Source organism: Mycobacterium sp. SMC-14 (assembly GCF_046250075.1).
In the GTDB taxonomy this organism is placed as follows: Bacteria; Actinomycetota; Actinomycetes; order Mycobacteriales; family Mycobacteriaceae; genus Mycobacterium.
Window position 1 is genome coordinate 1769158 of sequence record NZ_CP176429.1, and the last position, 17528, is coordinate 1786685.

The following is a 17528-nucleotide window of genomic DNA, read 5'->3' on the forward strand; positions in this document are numbered from 1 at the left end:
GAATCCACCGCGCCGCAGGCGTGGTTCAGGGCACCAGCACCACTTTGCCGACGTTTTCCCGCGCGGCCAGAATGCGGTGGGCCTCCGGGGCATTCGCGAACGGCACAGCCGCATGCACCACCGGGGCTGCGGTCCCGTCTGCCAGCGCCTCGGACAGCGGGGCGATCCAGGGTCCGAGCGTGCCGCGGTCGTCCCACAGCCGCAGCATGTTCAGGCCGATCACGGTCTTGGACTGCTCCATCTGCGTGATCAGACTGAAGCCGCGCAGCATCGCCAGCGCCTGTGGCGCCGCCCGCAGCAGCGACCGCTTCTCACCCTGCTGCAGTGACGAAAGACCGTAGGCGACCAGGCGTCCGCCGGGACGCAGCAACTTCAGCGAGCGCCGCAGCGAGGTGCCGCCGAGCCCGTCGAGCACCATGTCGTACGGCGGCAGGCCATCCCACCAGCCTTTGCGGCGGTAGTCGATGGCCCGGTCGATGCCCAACGCCTCCAGCTGGGCGTGTTTGCCCGGTGACGCGGTGCCGTGCACGACGGCCCCGGCGGCCTTGGCCAGCTGGATCGCCGCGATGCCGACGCCGCCAGCCGCGGCGTGCACCAATACCCGCTCGCCGGCCTGCAACGACCCGTAACCGTGCAGCGCCGCCCAGGCCGTCGCGTAGTTCACCGGGATGGCGGCGCCCTCCTCGAAGCTCATCGACGGCGGCAGCGTGACCGTGTCAGCGGCGTTGGCGTTGACGATCTCGGCATAGCCGCCGAATCGGGTGCCCGCCAGCACCCGCTCGCCGACCCGGGCCGGGTCGACACCGTCACCGACCGCCTCGATGGTCCCGGCCACCTCGTAACCGACCACGGCGGGCAGCTTCGGCGCATCGGGATACAGGCCGACCCGGGCCAGGTGGTCGGCGAAGTTCACCCCTGCCGCGCCTACCGCGATCCGTACCTGGCCGCTGGCGGGCGGCGGCGGGTCGGGTCGGTCCTGCACCTGCAGCACCGATGGGGGGCCGGTTTTGGTGATGACGACGACGCGCATGGGTTTCAGCCTATTGCTGCAGCGTCCATAATCGGTGGTTTAGCGAGCCTCGACGAAGGAGAGGCGAAGCTGGAACCGCCGCATAAACTCGGTGGGATGGACGTTCTCGGTGAGCTGAATCGATTGGTGGCGTGCTCGGATGGCCGGCTGGGCGCCCTGGTCCGCGGCGTGTGCGGCCAGACGCTGGGTCTACCGCCGCTGCCGGCCGAGGTCGGCGCCGATGCATCCGGTGTCGACCCGGTGGTGACCGAATTCGCCGAACAGTTCAGTGTCGACGTCTCGGTGATCACCGACGACCAGCGAGTCCGACTGCGGGCAGCGCTGGGGGACAAGGCCTTTGATGCCGTCGTTCAGATGTACATCGGCGACTTCGTACCGCGGGTGCGCGCCGGCCTCGATGCGGTCGGTGTCGCAGTGTCGTGGCCGGACCCCATCGCGTGGGATCACACCGGCCACCCGGCCGATGTGCTGTTCAACGGGTTCATGCCCGCCGTCGCCCGACTACGATCCCTGGATCCGGTGACCTCCGAGGTGGTGCGGCTGCGCGGTGCGGCCCAGCACAACTGCCGGCTGTGCAAGTCGCTGCGCGAGACGACCGCCCTGGACGCCGGCGGGTCCGAGTCGCTCTATGACGACATCGAGCACTTCGAGGAGTCCCGGCTGCTCAGCGAGGCGCAGCAGGCGGCGCTGCGCTATGTTGACGCGCTGGTCTGGACGCCGGCCCACCTCGATGTCGAGGTGGCGGCCGGAGTTCGCCGGCACTTCACCGATGAGCAGGCCGTCGAGCTGACGTTGGACGTGATGCGCAACGCCGGCAACAAGATCGCGGTGTCGCTGGCCGCCGACGCGCCGCGGGTGGCCGAGGGCACTGAGCGCTATCTGCTGGACGCCGACGGCCAGACTGTGTTCGGCTGAACTCAGGCGGAGTGGCGGGCCAAAAAGCCCAGGATGGCGTCGGCGAAGATGTCGTTGCGGTCCCCGGCCACCATGTGGCCGGCCCCGGCGACGTCGACGAACTCCACCTGCGGGAATCGGGCCAAGAACTCCTCGGCGTTGGTGGCGCTGACCAAGTCGCTGAGTTGGCCGCGTACCAGCAGCATCGGCACCCCGCCGTCGAGGATGGTCTGTACCGCGGCGTTGAGCCGCTCGACATCGTGGATCTCCATCGGGCCCTGGTGCTCGGGGCCGCTGATGAACTGCGGGTCCCAATGCCAGTACCAGCGATCGCCGCGCCGTCGCAGGTTGGTGGTGAGCCCGCCCAAGTCGGTGGGGCGGGGCCGGTGGGGGTTGTAGGCGGCGATCGCGTCGGCGACCTCATCGAGGGAATCGAAGCCGGACTCCATGTTCTCGGCCATGAACGCCTGCACCCGCTGCGCACCTGAGGCATCCATGTTGGGCACGATGTCGACCAGCACCACCGCACTGGCCGCCCCCGGCGCCAGTTCGCCGCCGAGCAGCATCGCGGTGCATCCGCCCAGCGAGGCGCCGACCAGCACCGGGTCCGGCGGCAGGGTGCGCAGCACCTGGTGAACGTCGGCGGCGAAGCTGACCAACCGGTAATCGCCCTCGCTGGCCCAATCTGACTCGCCGTGGCCGCGCAGGTCGACGGTGACCGCCTGCCAGCCGCGTTCGGCAACCGCCGCGGCGGCCCGGCCCCAGGACCGGCGGGTCTGCCCGCCGCCGTGCAGGAACACCACGGCGCGAGCGTCGGGGTCACCGTGCCGGTCGGCGATGATCCGGACATCGCCGGGGGCGTGGGTGACGAAGGTTTCCGCGGTCATCTTGGGATAGTAAGCCGAGCTTGATAATGCCCGATCACTTGCCTGGCGAAACCTGTGGTGACCTGCGGGTTCGGGGGACTACGATGGCGGAGTCGGCAATGGGGAGGGCGCTCAGGAGGGTTCGATGGCCCGTTATCTCGCCCTGGCCTACGGGGCACTCAACTATCTCGGTTTCCTAGCGGTTTTCCTGTACCTGGTCGGCTTCGTCGGCAACTTCGTGGTGCCGCGCAGCGTCGATCACGGCCCGCCCGCACCAATCGGGCTGGCCGTCGCCATCGATGTCGCGTTGGTGGCGCTTTTCGCGGTGCAGCACAGCGTCATGGCGCGCCCGGCGTTCAAGCGGTGGTTGACCCGCGTGGTGCCCGAGAGTATTGAGCGCAGCACCTACGTGCTGGCATCGAATCTGGTTCTGGTCCTGCTGTATTGGCAGTGGCGGCCGATCCAGACGACCATCTGGAATCTGACGATCCCCGCGGAGCGGGCGGTGCTGTGGGGACTGTTCTGGATCGGCTGGGCGATAGCCCTGGTGTCGACGTTCATGATCAGTCACGTGGACCTGTTCGGGTTGCGCCAGGTGTACCTCGCCTGGCGGTCACAGCCTTACTCCCACGTCGGCTTTCACGCCCGGGCGCTGTACCGGGTGGTGCGCCACCCGCTGATGGTGGGATTCGTCATCGCGTTCTGGGCCACGCCCACCATGACCGCTGGGCACCTGTTGTTCGCTGTCGCGGCCACCGGCTACATCCTGGTGGCGGTGCGACTCGAGGAGCGCGACCTGGTGGCCGCGCTCGGCGACGAGTACCGGCGGTATCGCCGCCAGGTGCCGATGTTGGTGCCCGGTGTGTTCAGGCGAACGGATGCAGGACAAATCGGCCCCACGCCAGGAACGCCAACATCGCGATGAACACGACGTCGCCGGCCATATAGATGCACTCGCTGCGGCGAAACCTCGTGGTGGCGGCGCCGGCCATGAACAGCATCAAGCCGGTGGCGGCGATCGGCACCAGCAGCGGTGCCACACCGACGGCGGCCGGGAGGACCAGGCCGGTCGCGCCCAGCAGCTTGATCGTGCCGATCGCCGCGAGGTGGCCGTCGCCGAAATCGTCGACCCAGTGCTGATTGGCGCCCAATGCCCGGTACTTGGCCCGGGGCAGCAGTAGCAGGGTGGCGCCACCGATGGCATACGCGGTCGCGGCGACGCCGGCGATGATCCACAGGGTGGTGTTCATGGCGTACTCCTTCGTGGTTACCTCGGTCGGGTGGGGTTCGTCATTACCTATGACGGACCGCCACCACGAGAGGTAACCGATGACCACCGAGACGCAGCTGGCAGAGATATTCGAGCCGCAGCGCCCTCGCCTGCTGGCGTTGGCGTATCGGGTGTTGGGCTCGGGGCCCGACGCCGAAGATGCCGTCCAGGAGGCGTGGCTGCGGCTGTCCCGTCAGGACGTTGATGCGATCGACAACCTGTCGGGGTGGTTGACGACGGTGATCAGCCGCATCTGCATCGACATCCTGCGTTCGCGTACCGCCCGGCCCGAAGTCTCAATCGATCAAGACCTGCCCGACCTCGTCGTGACCGACGACCACGACACCCCCGAAGACGCTGCGGTGCTGTCGGATTCAATCGGGCTGGCGCTGCTGGTCGTGCTGGGGTCGCTGCGCCCCGAGGAACGGCTCGCGTTCGTGCTGCACGACATGTTCGCCGTGCCCTTCGCCGAGATCGGGCCGATCGTGGGGAAGTCGGCTGATGCCGCCAAGATGCTGGCCAGCCGGGCACGCCGCAAAGTCCAGGACGTACCCACCCCGGCAGGGGATCGGCGTGCGCAACGCGAGGTCGTCGATGCGTTCCTGGCCGCCGCGCAGGGCGGGGACTTCGAGGCTCTGCTGCAGGTACTCGACCCCGAGGTCACCTGGCGTCAGCACACGGCCCGCGGGGTGAGCGTGACGACGGGATCCAGCGCGGTCGTAGAGGCGGTCCGTCGAGGTCAGGGGGCGCGCATCACCGCGCGCCGTGTCCTGGTCAACGGCGAGCCCGGAATCCTGGGCTGGGGCCCGACGGGCCGGCCGCTGGCCCTGATGGCGTGCACGGTGCGAAACGGCCGACTGGCCGGCATCGTGTCGATCGCGGACCCGGTCCGCTTGGCCGGCATGGAGCTGCCCGATCCACCGGAGGGGTAACAGCTGACTCCTAATCAGCGGGTCCGGCGGCGGAGATACCCGCCGTAGGTAGTTAATGAGGAAGGGCCCCGCTGTTGCGGAGCCCTCCCCATTGGTTGCGTCCGGTCGATTGCCGGCGCCGCGTGATCAGTGCTCGTCGTAGTGATCACCGTGAGCGGCGTGCCGATGGCCGTCGTGTAGGTAGTCCACGTGGTCGCCGTGCTGAATTGCCTCGTGTCCGCAGTCGGGGCCGTGGGTGTGTTCGGTGTGGGAGTGGGTCTGGTGCTCTGTTGTGTTCATGGCAGCGACGATACCCAACACATGCACACATTGCAATATAAATATGAATTGGCGTGCCCGGGGGCGCGTGATGCGGCGGGTGAGCTCGGCGGTTCCCCGGCCGGGGATCTGCCAGGTGTTGTGCCCGGGAAGTCAATCGCAAACGACGACCGGCGGGCGCCCACGCGTCAGCCGCGGCCGATGGTGGATGCGAGGTCGTTGTGACGGCGTTGATCGGGGGCGGCGGCGCATGGAGACGCAGCTGCGTGGCATGGCACGATAGTTCCCGCGCGCATGCGTATCAGGGGCGGTAGCTCAGTTGGTTAGAGCCGTGGACTCATAATCCATTGGTCGCGGGTTCGAGCCCCGCCCGCCCTACCCCGTTCTTTTTTGCATGCCGTGGGGTGGCGCTGAGGCATTCCAGGCGGAGTTGAGCCGAGCGCCGCTCGGCTCAACTCCCTACCTGGACATCACACGGCAAAGAACGAGTTGAACAGCGCTTGGATCAGTTCACCGGTGTCGAGCGTGGGAATATCGTTGAACGTTGTCATCCCATCGACAACCGATGTGGCCGAGTCGATTTGGTCCGGTGTCAGCCCGAGGTAGACCTGATGGAGCGCCAACCCGTAGAACAGATCCTGCCAACTTGTGTTCCCGAACAGCAGGTCCCACCAGCTCTTGCCCAAGTTGTCTGCGAAGACGTCGCCTTGGATGTTGAACACTTCGGTGGGGTACAGGTCGGTGGGGACGGCGGCGGGGTTGGCGCCGAGCATCACGAAACGCAAAGCGTCGGTGGGGACGCCGGCATCAGAGAGTTGCTCCTGGGCGTAGGAGGCGATGAGGCTGCTCTGGGAGTATGTGAAAATGGTCAGCGGGTCGCTGCACACGCCCGAGGCGTCACAGCCCATCTCGCCGGCGTTGTAGTCGGCGAGGATCGCGTCAACGAGGATGGCTTGCCCCTGCGGGACGCTTTCGAGGAAGTCCCAGCTGTTGGGCATGCTCAGCGCCACGGAAGACTCGACGGTGCCGCCGTAACCCAGCGGACCGAGGTACAGGTCGATCCCGTTGCTGATGTAGTTGGCGGTCGGTGTCGCGATCCCGGTTGGGCCCAGGACCAACGCGTCGGTTGAGCCGTAGAGGAAGTCGTACTGGTTGTCGTTGGCGGCGTTGGCTGCACCGGCGAACGCCAACGCGGCGCCACATAGTGCGACGCCGAAGATGATTTGCTTCATCGAACCCCCTTGTTCGGAGCGGTCACTGGTGGTGTCGCCAAGGTGTTTGCACGGCAAGCGATTACGTTGCCCGACATGCCCCCAGCAGATGTCGGACCGTACGCTGTGCCGCCAGTTGGCAACTGACAGGATTGTTGCAACTGGCGTCAATTTTCGTCTTCGGATTCGAAAGATTCGCTGAATCAAATCCTCAACGTCCGGCCCGGTGATGTGCTAAAGGAGGCGGCGGGCGGGCATAAGAAGACTTAGGTCCGCTCTTGAGGACTCGGCCAAGCGATGGCCGGCCTTACGGATTCGCTCATTGCCCTGCTAGCGACATGCCAAAAATCACCCATTCCCGCGGTTGACCAGCGTGCCCAGAGTTACCGTAGTGGCTCCAGTCATGAAATGAGTGTTGTGGGATTACTCAGTTACCCCGGTATCAGTGCCGCCATCGCAGCGTTGGCGGCGGGCACCCTGATCGCGACGCCGCTGGTGGCGCCGCCTCCTGATGTCGCCGTGCGCGCAGTCGAGCTGACAGCCAGTCCATTCGACCCGTACCTGGACCTGATCACCAACACCTTCACCAATCTGGGCACCATCGGCGCGCACTGGCTGGAAGACCCACTGCCCATAGTGGTCCAGCTGGCCACCAACGGGTTCGACTACGCGCAGCGGACGTTCGAAGCATTCGGGGCGACCGCCCAGTCATTCGTCGACGGGCTGATCAACCTGCCCGACCAGCTCGACACGCTGTTCAACGCCATCTCGTCGAGCGATATCACCGCGGCGCTGGGCCAGGCCATTGCCATTGTGATCAGTGCCTTTCCGGTCATGGGGTTGGTGGATCGCCTGGTGGCGATCCCCATCGACATCGTCGGCAACATCGTGAACGCGGCGATGGCCACCCTGCACGCAGTACAGGTGCCGGTCGGGCTTGCCGCGCTCAGCTCCCTGCAGGCCGTCATCGCCGAACTCGAGACGCTCGCCCGCAATTTCGTCGAGGACCTGTCGGCCGGCGATATCGCCGGTGCGCTGTTGGGGCTGTTCGGCGCACCGGCCGACCTCCTCAACGCCTATCTCAACAGCGAAGCGCCGGGCCTGGCCGGCCTTCTGGCGCCGTTCGCGGATGTGAACCAAACGGGTTTCGTCGATGCCCTGGTGAACTATCTGCCGCGCGCTGTCGCCGAGTCGATCGGTGCTTCGAACTCGCCGATCGATGGTTCGCTGCCGCCGGACCTCGGCGACGTCGACCTGGGGGACTCGGGCGAGCCGAGCGCTCTGCTGGCGGACTTCTGAACCATTCGGCGTTCGCGCCGCCCGGAATGGCGAGCTCCTTGAGTGAGTGCAAGCCAAGTTAATCCGAAGAATTCATTGAGTTCGATCCGTGATCGTGTCGTGTTACCAGTGTGATTTCTGTTGCTCATTGTTACGGAAGTTGCCTGAACGTTGCGGGGGTCGTAACCGTAAGGAGTTTGGCCTGTGGTCGATGGGGCGACAGCTGAGCGTTTTCGGCGCCACTTCGGGTGGTCCGTCACGACTAGGCTCACCACCCGCCGGTTGCGCTGGACAGCGGTCATCGCTGTGCTGTCGGTACTTTCCGGAGGCGCCGGGGCTGCGGTGGGGTTTCCGGGGGTGGCGTCGGCAGCGGGTGCTCAGCCGCAGAACGTGGTGGCCGTGACCACTACCGCCACCCCGGTCAGCGCGGGACTGGTTGCCGTTCCAGCGAACCCGGCCACGCAGTTCGCCATCGTCACCCCACCCGCGAACGGCACGGCGACTGTCACCGGAGCCACGTTTACCTACACCCCGGCCAACGGCTTCGTCGGTACCGACGCCTTCAGCTACGCCACGACCGACGGCTCGGGGGTCTCGACGCCGGCCACCGTCGGCATCACGGTGATGTCGGCGTCTTCCGCGCCGCCGTCACTGGCCACCGCCTGTACCGACCTAGGCCCGGCGTTCACCCCGGTGTGTACGGCGATCGGCGCCGTCACCGACCCGCTGGTGAACGCCTGCAGCACGGTCGGTTCCGTCGAAGCGTGCAGCTGGTTCGGCGGGAACAAGCACGGACTGATCAGCGCCTGCTTCGACGTCGCAACCGGGCAGCTGGCGGCAACCTGCAAGACCCTTGACGCGGCGGCACAGCTGGTAGCCAGCCAGTGCCGGGTGATCAACGGCCCGATCGACTATTGCGCCCTTCGTAACGGCAGCCCCATCGGCGAGCGGTCCGTGCAGAACTACTTGGCCGGGCCGGTGCACAAGGCGCTGGCGCAGCAGTACCGGCTGAGCATGACTCTGCCGCTGGCGGAGGCTCAGCTACCTGCTACCCACAACTCGTTCAACTACACCAATGCCAATGTCCCGCCGACGTTGTCGGGTATGGATCCCGACCAGCTGTATTCGTTGGTCAACCAACTTGACTTGGACATGCGGTTCCTCGAGCTCGACCTGCACTGGTACCCCAGCCTGGGCGCCCCCGGCGGCTACGCACCGATCTTGTGCCACGGCTTCGACAACCACCTGGGCTGCACCTTCGAACGGCCCGCGACCGCGGGCTTGCAGGAGATACGGCGCTGGTTGGACGCCCACCCCGACCAGGTGATCGTCCTCTACATCGAGAATCGCCTCGACGACTCGGTCGACGACGTCACCAAGTCGCTGCCGGCCGGGGCCGCGGTCATCGAGAGCACGCTGGGCAATACCTCCGCGCGTGACCTGCTGTTCCGCCCGTCGCAGGTGCAGCCCGGCTCTTCCTGCGACACCCAGGCGATCCCGCGGGGCGTGAGCATGGCCCAGATCCTCGCGAGTGGCAAGCAGGTGCTGCTCTTCACCAACAGCGGTTGCGGTCAGAATGCGGCGTGGGATGCTCTCGGCTTCAACGACAGCAATGTGGCGGAGAAGGGGAGGCCGGTCACCGTCCAGTACCCCGACTGCTACTTCAGCAGAGCGCAGTACGACAGCTCCTACACGCGGTTCTTCGACTCCAGCACGTTGGTCGACGTGCTCGCCGGCGGCGGAAATGCCCAGCCGATGACGTCCGCCGATATCCACGAGATGATGAAGTGCGGTGCGAACGCGCCCGGCCCGAACTTCCTGGACCCACAAGCCGATCAGCTGGCGGGCTTCGCCTGGAGCTGGTCCTACGGTCAACCGCTGTCCAGCCCCACCCAACAGTGCGCCGTGCATAGCGGGGACGGTCGCTTCCAAGCCGAGGCCTGCAGCCAGTTCCTGCGCTACGCCTGCCAGGCCCCTGACGGCTGGCACATCAGTTCCGGTGCCGGCCAGTTCGCCGGCGGCGCGCTCGCGTGCATCGGTCAGGGTGCCTTCGCTGTGCCCCGCACCGGGTATCAGAACGAACTGCTCAAGGCTGCCAAGGCCCAGGCCGGCGTCGACCGGGTCTGGTTGGCCTACACCGCCGGTAACGACGGCAACTGGGCCATGGGTGCAACGCCACCGCCGGCCCCGTCGCCTCAACTGAGGCCGGCCACGCCGAGCCTGCCGCCGTACCAGGCCGAGCTGCCCGAGCTGCTGGGCCCGGTCACCGTGTCCTAACGGCGGGGGACTGGTCGGCGCCGGTGGTGCCTACAGACCGACGAGCTCCAGCAGGCTGTCGCCCACCAGGGCCGGTACACCAAGGAAGGCGATCACCGCGGGGGCGATAAACAAGGCTTCGGTGGCCAACATGGAGTAGTACAGGCTGTTGGCGATCTCGCCTGCGAAAAGACTCTCTACGGCCGCGCTGGCGTGGGAGAAGCTGGCTTGGAACCCTCCCAACAGATCGGGAACAAGCGTAGGCCAGTCCGTCAATGCTTGGGTCCCCCCACCTTGGTAATCGTCGTGGCTTCGGAACCACTCGAATTCCTGACCCGTTACGCCGCCTACCGCAGCCAGCAGAATGTTCTCCGGCATGGACGGGACGATGTTGAGAGCGGCCAGGGTGAAGCCGGCGACAGCGCGAGGCAGATCGAGGTTGATCAGGTCCGTCAGGCCGTTCTGCACTTGAGCGATGGCGAGGTTGAAGTTCCGGGCCAAGGCCTGCAACAGATCTTCGGACGCCGCCGCAGGGTTGGCGATGTCGGGGAAGTCAGACACGGCAGCGGTCAGTTGAACGGTGGCCTGCGGTGTCTGCGTGGCCGCGGGGCCGACAGCGAAGAGGCCGGCGCTCGCCACCGCGACGGCAACAGCTGCACGGGCGCTACGAGTGTGTTCCATGAGGTACCCCTGATCAAGTAAACGGACCGAATTTCCGTTTTGCAGGAAGATAGCGTGCGGAATTACTTAACGCAACATGAGCGAAATTTGGGTAATGCTCAGGCATGTCGACCGGGCGACACCGGCCCTGGACCTATACACCGCAAATCGTGCCATTGACAAATGGCACGATCGCTGGTGTTGTGAGTGCCGTGACGGAACCCGATGGCTCGACCCTGCCGCCGGTACCCACCCGCGCATCGATGCGTGCGGTGGTTGCGGGCGTGACCACGCGCTGGACATTGCACGTTCTCAACACCATGATCCCGATGAATCGCCCGGGTATCGCGTTCGCGCGCGGACTGATCGCCACCATCATGGGAACGCTCGGGTCGACTCCGGCCGGCACCAGGGTCATTCCGGTGCGCGAGGCGGGGGTGCGCGGCGAATGGGTGCTCGGGCCCGGCGTCGAGTTCGGCCGGCGGGCGGGCTACTACGTGCACGGCAGCGGATACGTGCTGTGCTCGACGCGGACCCACCGCAAGCTGGTCGCCAGGCTCTCGGAGGCAACCGGCCTGCCGATGTTCTCCGTGGACTACCGCTTGGCTCCGGAGAACCCGTTCCCGGCGGCCGCCGACGATGTCGAGGCCGGCTACCGGTGGTTGCTGGCCCAGGGGCATGCCGCCGGCGACATCGTGATCGGCGCGGACTCCGCCGGCGGCCACCTGACCTGCGACATGCTGCTCGCCCACGCCGACGAGCCGGGATTTCAGCCGGCCGGGGTGGTGCTGTTCTCGCCGTTGATCGACCTCACCCTGAAGCTGGCCGAGCAGCAGGAGAAGGTGCGGCGTGACCCCGCGGTGTCGGCAGCCTCGGCCCGCCGGCTGGTGGATCTCTACGTGCGGGATCAAGACCCCGACAACGTGCGCCTTCGGCTCGACTTCGCTCGGGCGGATCGGTTGCCGCCGGTCTTCACCCAGGTGGGCGGCTTCGAGATCCTCAGCGCCGACTCGCGCTACCTGGATGCCGAGCTACGCCGAAACGGCGGAGCGTCCACTTTGGAGGTGTGGCCGGGAATGGTGCATGTCTTCCAGGCCCTGCCGCGGCTGGCCCCCGAGGCCAAGCCCGCGCTGCGCCGCGTGGCGGCCTTCATCGCGGGCGTCTATGCCGACCAGCGAACCGACGAACTGGGGGCGGCACGCTGATGTTCGGCCTCGACACGGTGCTGTCCCCGTTTCGCCATGATCGACGGACGGTCAACGCCAAGGCGGTGGTCACCGGCGCCGGCAGCGGCATCGGACGATCGTTCGCCCTGGAGCTGGCTCGTCGTGGCGGCGAGGTCATCTGCGCCGACATCAACGCAGAGCGAGCCGCCGAAACGGTGGAGCTGATCGAGCAACTGCCGACCGGTACAGGGCATGCGGTGAAGTGCGATGTCTCCGACCGCGGCGCGATCGAACGCTTGGCCGCGCGTGCCCAGGAGATCTTCGGTGGCCCACCGACCCTGGTGATCAACAACGCCGGCGTCGGCATCGGCGGAAAATCGGTCGGCGACATCGGTTTCGAGGACTGGGACTGGGCGCTGGGGATCAACCTGTGGGGCGTGGTCAACGGCTGCGAGGTCTTCACTCCGCTGCTGCGGCAGGCCGGACGCGGCGGGATCATCAACGTGGCATCGGCGGCAGGGTTTGCCGCCGCACCGTCGATGGCCGCCTACAACGTGTCGAAGGCCGGCGTGATGTCGTTGTCGGAGACACTGGCGGCCGAACTGGACGGCACCGGTATCGCGGTCACGGTGCTGTGCCCGACCTTCGTGAAGACCAACGTCTTTCAAGACGGTCGCATCACGCCGGCGTCGATGAACCTCAGCCAGCAGCTGGCCCACTGGACCGGGCTGTCCGCAGACAATGTCGCGGCACGCACCTTGGACGCTCACGACAGTGGCCGGCTGTATGTGGTACCGCAACTCGACGCCACGGTCATCTGGCACCTGAAGCGGCACTTCCCGGAACTGTACGTCCGAGGCACCGGGTTGCTCGCCCGGGTGCTACCCCAGAACTGAATTCGTAATGACCGTCTTGTGAAAGGAAAGAACCGATCATGGCGATGAACCTCGACGACATGCTGCAGAAGATCAAGGACAAGCAGTGGGCCTTGGTCGACATCGACTGGGACGCCCCCGGAGCCGAGCTGATCGAGCCGGAGTTGTGGGCCAAGCTCAAGCCGTTCATGACCGACCTGATGTGGATCGAGAACGTCGGCGCCCGCGGCTTCGCGGCGCTCGCCAAGAAGGCCCCGACTCCGACCCTGAAGAGCATCTACGAGCACTTCCACGCCGAGGAGCAGAAGCACGCAAACGCCGAGCTCGCGTTGATGCGACGGTGGGGAATGCTGGACGACGACGAGATTCCGGCGCCTAGCGTCAATGTTCAGCTGGTGATCACCTGGCTCGACAAGTTCTCCGACAGCATGTCGCTGTCCATCCTGGGCACCGTCATCCCCATGCTCGAGGTGGCCCTGGACGGCGCGTTGATCAAGTTCATCACCGACGAGGTCAAAGACCCGGTGGCCCAAGAGGTCTTCAAGCGAATCAACTCCGACGAGTCGCGTCACCTGGCGGTTGACTTCGAGGTGATGGACATCCTGGGGCACGCCAGCATGCGGAAGTTGGCGGTCGAGTTGGTGGGCAGCTGGATGAACCCCGCGCTGCTGATCGGCACCCTGAGCTATTTCCCGCTGCTGAACAAGATGCGCGACAACATCGTGGCGATGGGCGTCAACGAAGAACGCCTCTACCAGGCGATGCGCCGCTTCCAAAGCGTCGGGGAGCGAAGCTCTTTCGCCCGCCGAGTCCCGATGTATCAGTTCATCTCATGGCACGGCAAGAAGGTGATCGACCGCAGTTCGAAGTACCACTGGCTGGCCGACTCCCTGGTCAAGATCACTGGCGTCATCCCGCCTTCGCTGGTGCACAACACCCCAACCTGGTCGCAGGAACTGACCTACGAGCCGGTCGCGTAAAGGGAGCAGGACATGACGATCTCCGTAGCAATCATCGGCGCCGGCTTCGCCGGCATCGGTGCCGCCATCCGCCTCAAAGACCAGGGAATCACCGACTTCGCCCTCTTCGAACGCGGTGCCCGGGTTGGCGGCACCTGGCGCGACAACACCTACCCGGGTGCGGCCTGCGACATCCCGTCGCGGCTGTACTCCTACAGCTTCGCCCCCAACCCCGACTGGTCGCACACCTACTCGGGTAGCTCCGAAATTCTCGGCTATATCGACGACATGGTCGAATCCTTCGGGATTGCGCCGTATATCCGGTTCGAGCACAACGTCTGCGGCATCAGTTACGACGCGGACGCCGGCGAGTGGACCATCGAACTGGACGGCCGGGAAGCGGTGCGCGCCAAGTCTGTCATCGTCGCCTCCGGGCCGCTGGCGAACGCCAGCTTCCCGAACATCCCCGGCATCGAGGACTACGAGGGTCACAAGATTCACAGCGCCCGTTGGGATCACGACTACGACTTCACCGGCAAGAAGGTGGCCGTCGTCGGCACGGGTGCCAGCGGTGTGCAGATCGTCCCCGAACTGGTCAAGGTGGCCGAGTCGGTCAAGGTGTTCCAGCGCACCCCGGGATGGGTGCTGCCGCGGCTCAACACGGCGACCGGCGGCTGGCTGAAGAGGATCTACAAAGATGTGCCGCTGGCCGAGAAGCTCATGCGGTCTGCCTGGTTCTGGGGCCATGAGTCGGTTGCGGTCGGTGTGGTGTGGGACAGCCCCTTCACCCGGCTGGTGGAGACCCTGAGTCTGGCGAATCTGCGGGCGCAGGTGAAGGATCCGTGGTTGCGTCGACAGCTCACACCGGACTTCTCCGCCGGCTGCAAGCGACTGCTGATGACCAGTGACTACTATCCGGCGCTGCAGAAGGACAACTGCAAACTGGTGACCTGGCCCATCGCTCGGTTGTCACCCAAGGGCATTCGCACCGTCGAAGGCATCGAGCACCAGTTCGACGCCATCGTGTTCGCCACCGGCTTCGAGGTGTCCAAGGCCGGCACCCCGATCCCGATCAGCGGAATCGACGGCCGCGACCTGGCATCGGAGTGGAGCCGGGGCGCCTACGCCTACCGCAGTGTGGCGGTATCGGGCTATCCGAATCTGTTCTTCACCTTCGGTCCGAACTCTGGACCGGGCCACAGCTCGGCGCTGGTCTACATGGAGGCTCAGATCGACTACATCGTCGGCGCGATCTCGAAACTGCTGCAGTACGAATGGAAGTCGATCGATGTACGGCCCGAGGTGCAGGATCGCTACAACCAGGACATCCAGCGGCGCCTGAAGTCCACTACGTGGAACTCCGGATGCCAGAGCTGGTATCTGACCGAGGATGGCTTCAATGCCACCATGTTCCCTGGTTTCGCCACGCAATTCGTCAACCAACTCAAGACGCTGGAACTGGAAGACTTCAAGATCACCGCCGCTAAGACAAGCAGTGACCCTGTCCTGACTGCCTAGGATGTCATAGTGACCGAGTACCGGATCGACGATCTTGCGAGACAGGCGGGGACCACCACTCGCAACGTCCGGGTGTACCAGGAAAGCGGTCTGTTGCCCCGGCCCCAGCGGCGGGGCCGGGTCGCGATCTACACCGACCGGCACCTCAAGCAATTACAGGCGATCATCCGTTTGCTCGGCGAGGGTTTCACGGTCAAACACATCCTGAAGTTCTTGACCGGGCTCCAGCGCGGCGAGGCTTTGGTCGAGGTCTTGGACCTGGCTGATCTGGGCGAGTTGGTGACCGCACCGTGGTCACGTCCGCTGTCGCAGACCATGACGCGGGAACAGTTGGAGGAGCGGCTTGGCCCGCTGGACGCCCCGTTGCTGCGGCGCCTGACCACCAGTGGAGTCATCGAGCCGACCGACGTCGACAACGTGTACCGGGTGGCGGACACGAATCAGATCGATGACCTGGCGACGTTGATGTCGCGCGGGATGCCCTTGGCGACGATGCTGAAGACCGTGACCGCCGTCGACAAGAAGTTGGACGGTGCTGCCGGACTTCTGACGCGCAGCGGACACGACGAGGTGGTTCGGCAGCGCGGCCGGGGGTGGCTGCCGGCCAGTGACGACGAACTCGCCTGGGCCGCGGACCTGGTCGACGCCATGCGCAGGGTGGCCAGGCGGTCGGCGCACGCCAGCCTGGACCGGGCATTCGATGCCGCGGTGCGGGCCGAGCTGCGGCAGTATCGGCAAGTGAGCGACGAGCGCGAAACTCGCCGGCAGGACAACGCATGACTCCGTAAGGGGAAGCCGTGACCGATCGCTACGCCATCCCGTCCGTCGAGGTCCTGCGCGCCCGCGAGAGGCTGGTCCTCGACCATTTCCGGGACGAAGTACGTCAGGACTGGGACGACGTGTTGGCCACGTTCCCGCATCCCCACTACGAGATCATTCCGACCCTGACGGTGCATGACGGCGACGCCGAGGTGCGCAGTTACTACCACGACACCCGAGTGGCTTTCCCGGACCAAAACCACGAGATCATCGCGCTGCGCCACAGTGCCGACGCGGTGATTGTCGAATTCTGGCTGATGGGAACACATCTGGGACCCCTAGGCGCCGTGCCACCCACCGGATCACGGCACCGCACCCGGATGACCGCCTACTTCATCTTCGACGAGCACGAGAACCTGGTGGTCGAGCGGATCTACTTCGACACGCTGTCCATGGTCAAACAACTGATCGGCGGCATCAATCTGCGAGATCCGCGCTCCTGGCCGCTGGTCGTCCGCGTCGTGCGGGGTCTGCTGCGCATGTCGGGGGCACCCGATTCCGGCCTCGTCCACACCCCGCCGGTAGATCTGTCGAGCTGAACCGACCAGGTATGGACCCAAGGGGCCCTGCGGTCGCACAATGGACCGGTAGTGACCAGCCGATGTGACCCTCATCCCCACCAGGAGGTCCACGAAAAGCCATGTCCGACATCACCGAATTACACCGAGCGCTGCTGGGCCGTGTTCTGGGCCAGGGCGGGACAGCGCCGCTCGGATTGCGCCGGGCCGCCTACGACAACGCCGGTCTGGAGGAACCGATCGGCACCTTGGTCGACAAGGTGGCCCTGCGCTCGTACAGCGTGGCCGAGCAGGACATTGCCGCCGTCGGCGCCGCAGGCCTGAGCGAAGACCAGATCTTCGAGGTCGTGGTGTGCGCCGCGGTCGGCCAGGCGACCCGGCAGTACACCAGCGCGCTGGAGGCGCTCGCTGACGCCACCGAGGCTCGGGGGAAGCAATGAGACTGGCCATTCTCGACCACGGCCATCGGCTACGCACCAAGGCCCTGTTGAGAATCATTCGCCTGGTGTCACGGCAGCCGGTGGTCGACGCCGTCAAACTCGCGTTCTATCGCCCGGATTTCTACGGTGGCGGACCGCTGACCAACGAGGCGATGCGCGGGCCGTCGGCCTGGACCATCGGGGAGCGGGAGCTGATGGCCGCCTACCTCTCCAAGGTCAACGACTGCCCGTTCTGCGTCGCCGCGCACACGGCCACCTCCAATCTCTGCTATACCGATGCGACCGCAGCCGCCACCCTCGCCGACCTGGACACCGCCCCGATCACCGAAGAGCTGCGGGCAACGCTGCGCCTACTGGAGAGGCTCGCCCGCGAGCACCGCATCGACGCCGATGACGTGCGCGGGGTGCTGGCCACCGGCGTCACTGCTGAGCAGGTCAAGGATGCGCTGGCGGTCGGTCTGGTCTTCGACATCACCAATCGGTTGGCCAACGCGTTCGACTTCGAGGTGGCCGGCCCGGCCGCCATGGAGGCCGGCGCACGTCATCTGGTGAAGCGTGGTTATGGCTAGCAACGCGGA

General features: G+C 65.9%; 19 protein-coding genes and 1 tRNA gene. 14 read left to right on the plus strand and 6 right to left on the minus strand.

Features of this window, described 5'->3' with window-relative positions; genetic code table 11:
* Positions 1–25 precede the first annotated feature (25 nt).
* On the minus strand, positions 26–1030 hold the full coding sequence (locus tag ACKY0W_RS08275) for a zinc-binding dehydrogenase (protein ID WP_409437151.1): 1005 nt from the start codon (positions 1028–1030) through the stop codon (positions 26–28).
* 96 nt (positions 1031–1126) lie between these two features.
* Here ACKY0W_RS08275 and ACKY0W_RS08280 point away from each other — a divergent pair, with 96 nt between their 5' ends.
* Positions 1127–1945, plus strand: a complete 819-nt coding sequence (locus ACKY0W_RS08280; protein WP_409437152.1) for a carboxymuconolactone decarboxylase family protein — start codon at positions 1127–1129, stop codon at positions 1943–1945.
* 2 nt (positions 1946–1947) lie between these two features.
* Here the strand turns inward: ACKY0W_RS08280 and ACKY0W_RS08285 are convergent, their stop codons facing one another.
* Positions 1948–2811 (minus strand): alpha/beta fold hydrolase, encoded by an 864-nt coding sequence (locus ACKY0W_RS08285; protein ID WP_409437153.1) that lies wholly within the window; start codon positions 2809–2811, stop codon positions 1948–1950.
* Between the two features lie 124 nt (positions 2812–2935).
* Here ACKY0W_RS08285 and mddA point away from each other — a divergent pair, with 124 nt between their 5' ends.
* Positions 2936–3715, plus strand: a complete 780-nt coding sequence (gene mddA, locus ACKY0W_RS08290) for a methanethiol S-methyltransferase (protein ID WP_409437154.1) — start codon at positions 2936–2938, stop codon at positions 3713–3715.
* Here the strand turns inward: mddA and ACKY0W_RS08295 are convergent.
* On the minus strand, positions 3657–4040 hold the full coding sequence (locus tag ACKY0W_RS08295) for a DoxX family protein (RefSeq protein WP_409437155.1): 384 nt from the start codon (positions 4038–4040) through the stop codon (positions 3657–3659). The genes mddA and ACKY0W_RS08295 overlap by 59 nt on opposite strands.
* A gap of 79 nt (positions 4041–4119) precedes the next feature.
* On the opposite strand from ACKY0W_RS08295, the gene ACKY0W_RS08300 reads away from it, so the two are divergent.
* On the plus strand, positions 4120–4992 hold the full coding sequence (locus ACKY0W_RS08300) for a sigma-70 family RNA polymerase sigma factor (RefSeq protein ID WP_409437156.1): 873 nt from the start codon (positions 4120–4122) through the stop codon (positions 4990–4992).
* A gap of 126 nt (positions 4993–5118) precedes the next feature.
* Here ACKY0W_RS08300 and ACKY0W_RS08305 read toward each other — a convergent pair whose 3' ends face one another.
* On the minus strand, positions 5119–5271 hold the full coding sequence (locus ACKY0W_RS08305) for a hypothetical protein (RefSeq protein ID WP_046282532.1): 153 nt from the start codon (positions 5269–5271) through the stop codon (positions 5119–5121).
* A gap of 283 nt (positions 5272–5554) precedes the next feature.
* On the opposite strand from ACKY0W_RS08305, the gene ACKY0W_RS08310 reads away from it, so the two are divergent.
* Positions 5555–5628, plus strand: a tRNA-Ile gene (locus tag ACKY0W_RS08310).
* A 92-nt stretch (positions 5629–5720) separates the two neighbouring features.
* On the opposite strand, the gene ACKY0W_RS08315 is transcribed toward ACKY0W_RS08310, so the two are convergent.
* A complete protein-coding gene (locus ACKY0W_RS08315; RefSeq protein WP_406758235.1) occupies positions 5721–6482 on the minus strand; it encodes a PE-PPE domain-containing protein in 762 nt (253 codons plus the stop codon).
* A gap of 387 nt (positions 6483–6869) precedes the next feature.
* Between ACKY0W_RS08315 and ACKY0W_RS08320 the strand changes: the two genes are divergently transcribed.
* Together ACKY0W_RS08320 and ACKY0W_RS08325 are read left to right on the plus strand one after the other, a co-directional pair.
* Positions 6870–7760, plus strand: a complete 891-nt coding sequence (locus ACKY0W_RS08320; protein WP_409437157.1) for a hypothetical protein — start codon at positions 6870–6872, stop codon at positions 7758–7760.
* 285 nt (positions 7761–8045) lie between these two features.
* Positions 8046–10016: an Ig-like domain-containing protein gene (locus ACKY0W_RS08325; RefSeq protein WP_409437158.1), complete on the plus strand. Its 1971-nt coding sequence runs from the start codon at positions 8046–8048 to the stop codon at positions 10014–10016.
* 30 nt (positions 10017–10046) lie between these two features.
* On the opposite strand, the gene ACKY0W_RS08330 is transcribed toward ACKY0W_RS08325, so the two are convergent.
* Positions 10047–10676 carry a hypothetical protein gene (locus ACKY0W_RS08330; protein WP_409437159.1) on the minus strand — a complete coding sequence of 210 codons (630 nt, stop codon included), beginning with the start codon at positions 10674–10676 and terminating at the stop codon, positions 10047–10049.
* A gap of 191 nt (positions 10677–10867) precedes the next feature.
* On the opposite strand from ACKY0W_RS08330, the gene ACKY0W_RS08335 reads away from it, so the two are divergent.
* The 8 genes from ACKY0W_RS08335 to ACKY0W_RS08370 all read left to right on the plus strand — a co-directional run bounded on the left by ACKY0W_RS08335 (position 10868) and on the right by ACKY0W_RS08370 (position 17519).
* Positions 10868–11860 carry an alpha/beta hydrolase gene (locus ACKY0W_RS08335; RefSeq protein ID WP_409437160.1) on the plus strand — a complete coding sequence of 331 codons (993 nt, stop codon included), beginning with the start codon at positions 10868–10870 and terminating at the stop codon, positions 11858–11860.
* Positions 11860–12717 (plus strand): SDR family NAD(P)-dependent oxidoreductase, encoded by an 858-nt coding sequence (locus tag ACKY0W_RS08340; RefSeq protein WP_409437161.1) that lies wholly within the window; start codon positions 11860–11862, stop codon positions 12715–12717. Before ACKY0W_RS08335 ends, ACKY0W_RS08340 begins: the two co-directional genes overlap by 1 nt.
* A 38-nt stretch (positions 12718–12755) precedes the next feature.
* Entirely contained in the window at positions 12756–13676 is a 921-nt protein-coding gene (locus ACKY0W_RS08345) for a ferritin-like domain-containing protein (RefSeq protein ID WP_308486388.1), read from the plus strand.
* A gap of 12 nt (positions 13677–13688) precedes the next feature.
* Positions 13689–15173 (plus strand): flavin-containing monooxygenase, encoded by a 1485-nt coding sequence (locus tag ACKY0W_RS08350; RefSeq protein WP_409437162.1) that lies wholly within the window; start codon positions 13689–13691, stop codon positions 15171–15173.
* 9 nt (positions 15174–15182) lie between these two features.
* Positions 15183–15953 carry a MerR family transcriptional regulator gene (locus ACKY0W_RS08355; protein WP_409437163.1) on the plus strand — a complete coding sequence of 257 codons (771 nt, stop codon included), beginning with the start codon at positions 15183–15185 and terminating at the stop codon, positions 15951–15953.
* Between the two features lie 17 nt (positions 15954–15970).
* The gene (locus ACKY0W_RS08360) at positions 15971–16531 is read left to right on the plus strand and encodes an ester cyclase (RefSeq protein ID WP_409437164.1); all 561 of its coding nucleotides are present in this window, start codon (positions 15971–15973) and stop codon (positions 16529–16531) included.
* 101 nt (positions 16532–16632) lie between these two features.
* Positions 16633–16950 carry a hypothetical protein gene (locus tag ACKY0W_RS08365; protein WP_409437165.1) on the plus strand — a complete coding sequence of 106 codons (318 nt, stop codon included), beginning with the start codon at positions 16633–16635 and terminating at the stop codon, positions 16948–16950.
* Entirely contained in the window at positions 16947–17519 is a 573-nt protein-coding gene (locus ACKY0W_RS08370) for a carboxymuconolactone decarboxylase family protein (RefSeq protein ID WP_409437166.1), read from the plus strand. The genes ACKY0W_RS08365 and ACKY0W_RS08370 overlap by 4 nt, the downstream gene beginning before the upstream one ends.
* The last annotated feature ends 9 nt before the right edge of the window (positions 17520–17528 follow it).

Bases quoted from the DNA above. Each gene is read 5' to 3' on its own strand.
- ACKY0W_RS08280 (WP_409437152.1), top strand. From the start codon at position 1,127: ATGGACGTTCTCGGTGAGCTGAATCGATTGGTGGCGTGCTCGGATGGC.
- ACKY0W_RS08370 (WP_409437166.1), top strand. From the start codon at position 16,947: ATGAGACTGGCCATTCTCGACCACGGCCATCGGCTACGCACCAAGGCC.
- ACKY0W_RS08275 (WP_409437151.1), bottom strand. From the start codon at position 1,030: ATGCGCGTCGTCGTCATCACCAAAACCGGCCCCCCATCGGTGCTGCAG.
- ACKY0W_RS08300 (WP_409437156.1), top strand. From the start codon at position 4,120: ATGACCACCGAGACGCAGCTGGCAGAGATATTCGAGCCGCAGCGCCCT.
- ACKY0W_RS08315 (WP_406758235.1), bottom strand. From the start codon at position 6,482: ATGAAGCAAATCATCTTCGGCGTCGCACTATGTGGCGCCGCGTTGGCG.
- ACKY0W_RS08295 (WP_409437155.1), bottom strand. From the start codon at position 4,040: ATGAACACCACCCTGTGGATCATCGCCGGCGTCGCCGCGACCGCGTAT.
- ACKY0W_RS08330 (WP_409437159.1), bottom strand. From the start codon at position 10,676: ATGGAACACACTCGTAGCGCCCGTGCAGCTGTTGCCGTCGCGGTGGCG.
- ACKY0W_RS08350 (WP_409437162.1), top strand. From the start codon at position 13,689: ATGACGATCTCCGTAGCAATCATCGGCGCCGGCTTCGCCGGCATCGGT.
- ACKY0W_RS08365 (WP_409437165.1), top strand. From the start codon at position 16,633: ATGTCCGACATCACCGAATTACACCGAGCGCTGCTGGGCCGTGTTCTG.
- mddA (WP_409437154.1), top strand. From the start codon at position 2,936: ATGGCCCGTTATCTCGCCCTGGCCTACGGGGCACTCAACTATCTCGGT.
- ACKY0W_RS08285 (WP_409437153.1), bottom strand. From the start codon at position 2,811: ATGACCGCGGAAACCTTCGTCACCCACGCCCCCGGCGATGTCCGGATC.
- ACKY0W_RS08340 (WP_409437161.1), top strand. From the start codon at position 11,860: ATGTTCGGCCTCGACACGGTGCTGTCCCCGTTTCGCCATGATCGACGG.
- ACKY0W_RS08305 (WP_046282532.1), bottom strand. From the start codon at position 5,271: ATGAACACAACAGAGCACCAGACCCACTCCCACACCGAACACACCCAC.
- ACKY0W_RS08345 (WP_308486388.1), top strand. From the start codon at position 12,756: ATGGCGATGAACCTCGACGACATGCTGCAGAAGATCAAGGACAAGCAG.
- ACKY0W_RS08320 (WP_409437157.1), top strand. From the start codon at position 6,870: ATGAGTGTTGTGGGATTACTCAGTTACCCCGGTATCAGTGCCGCCATC.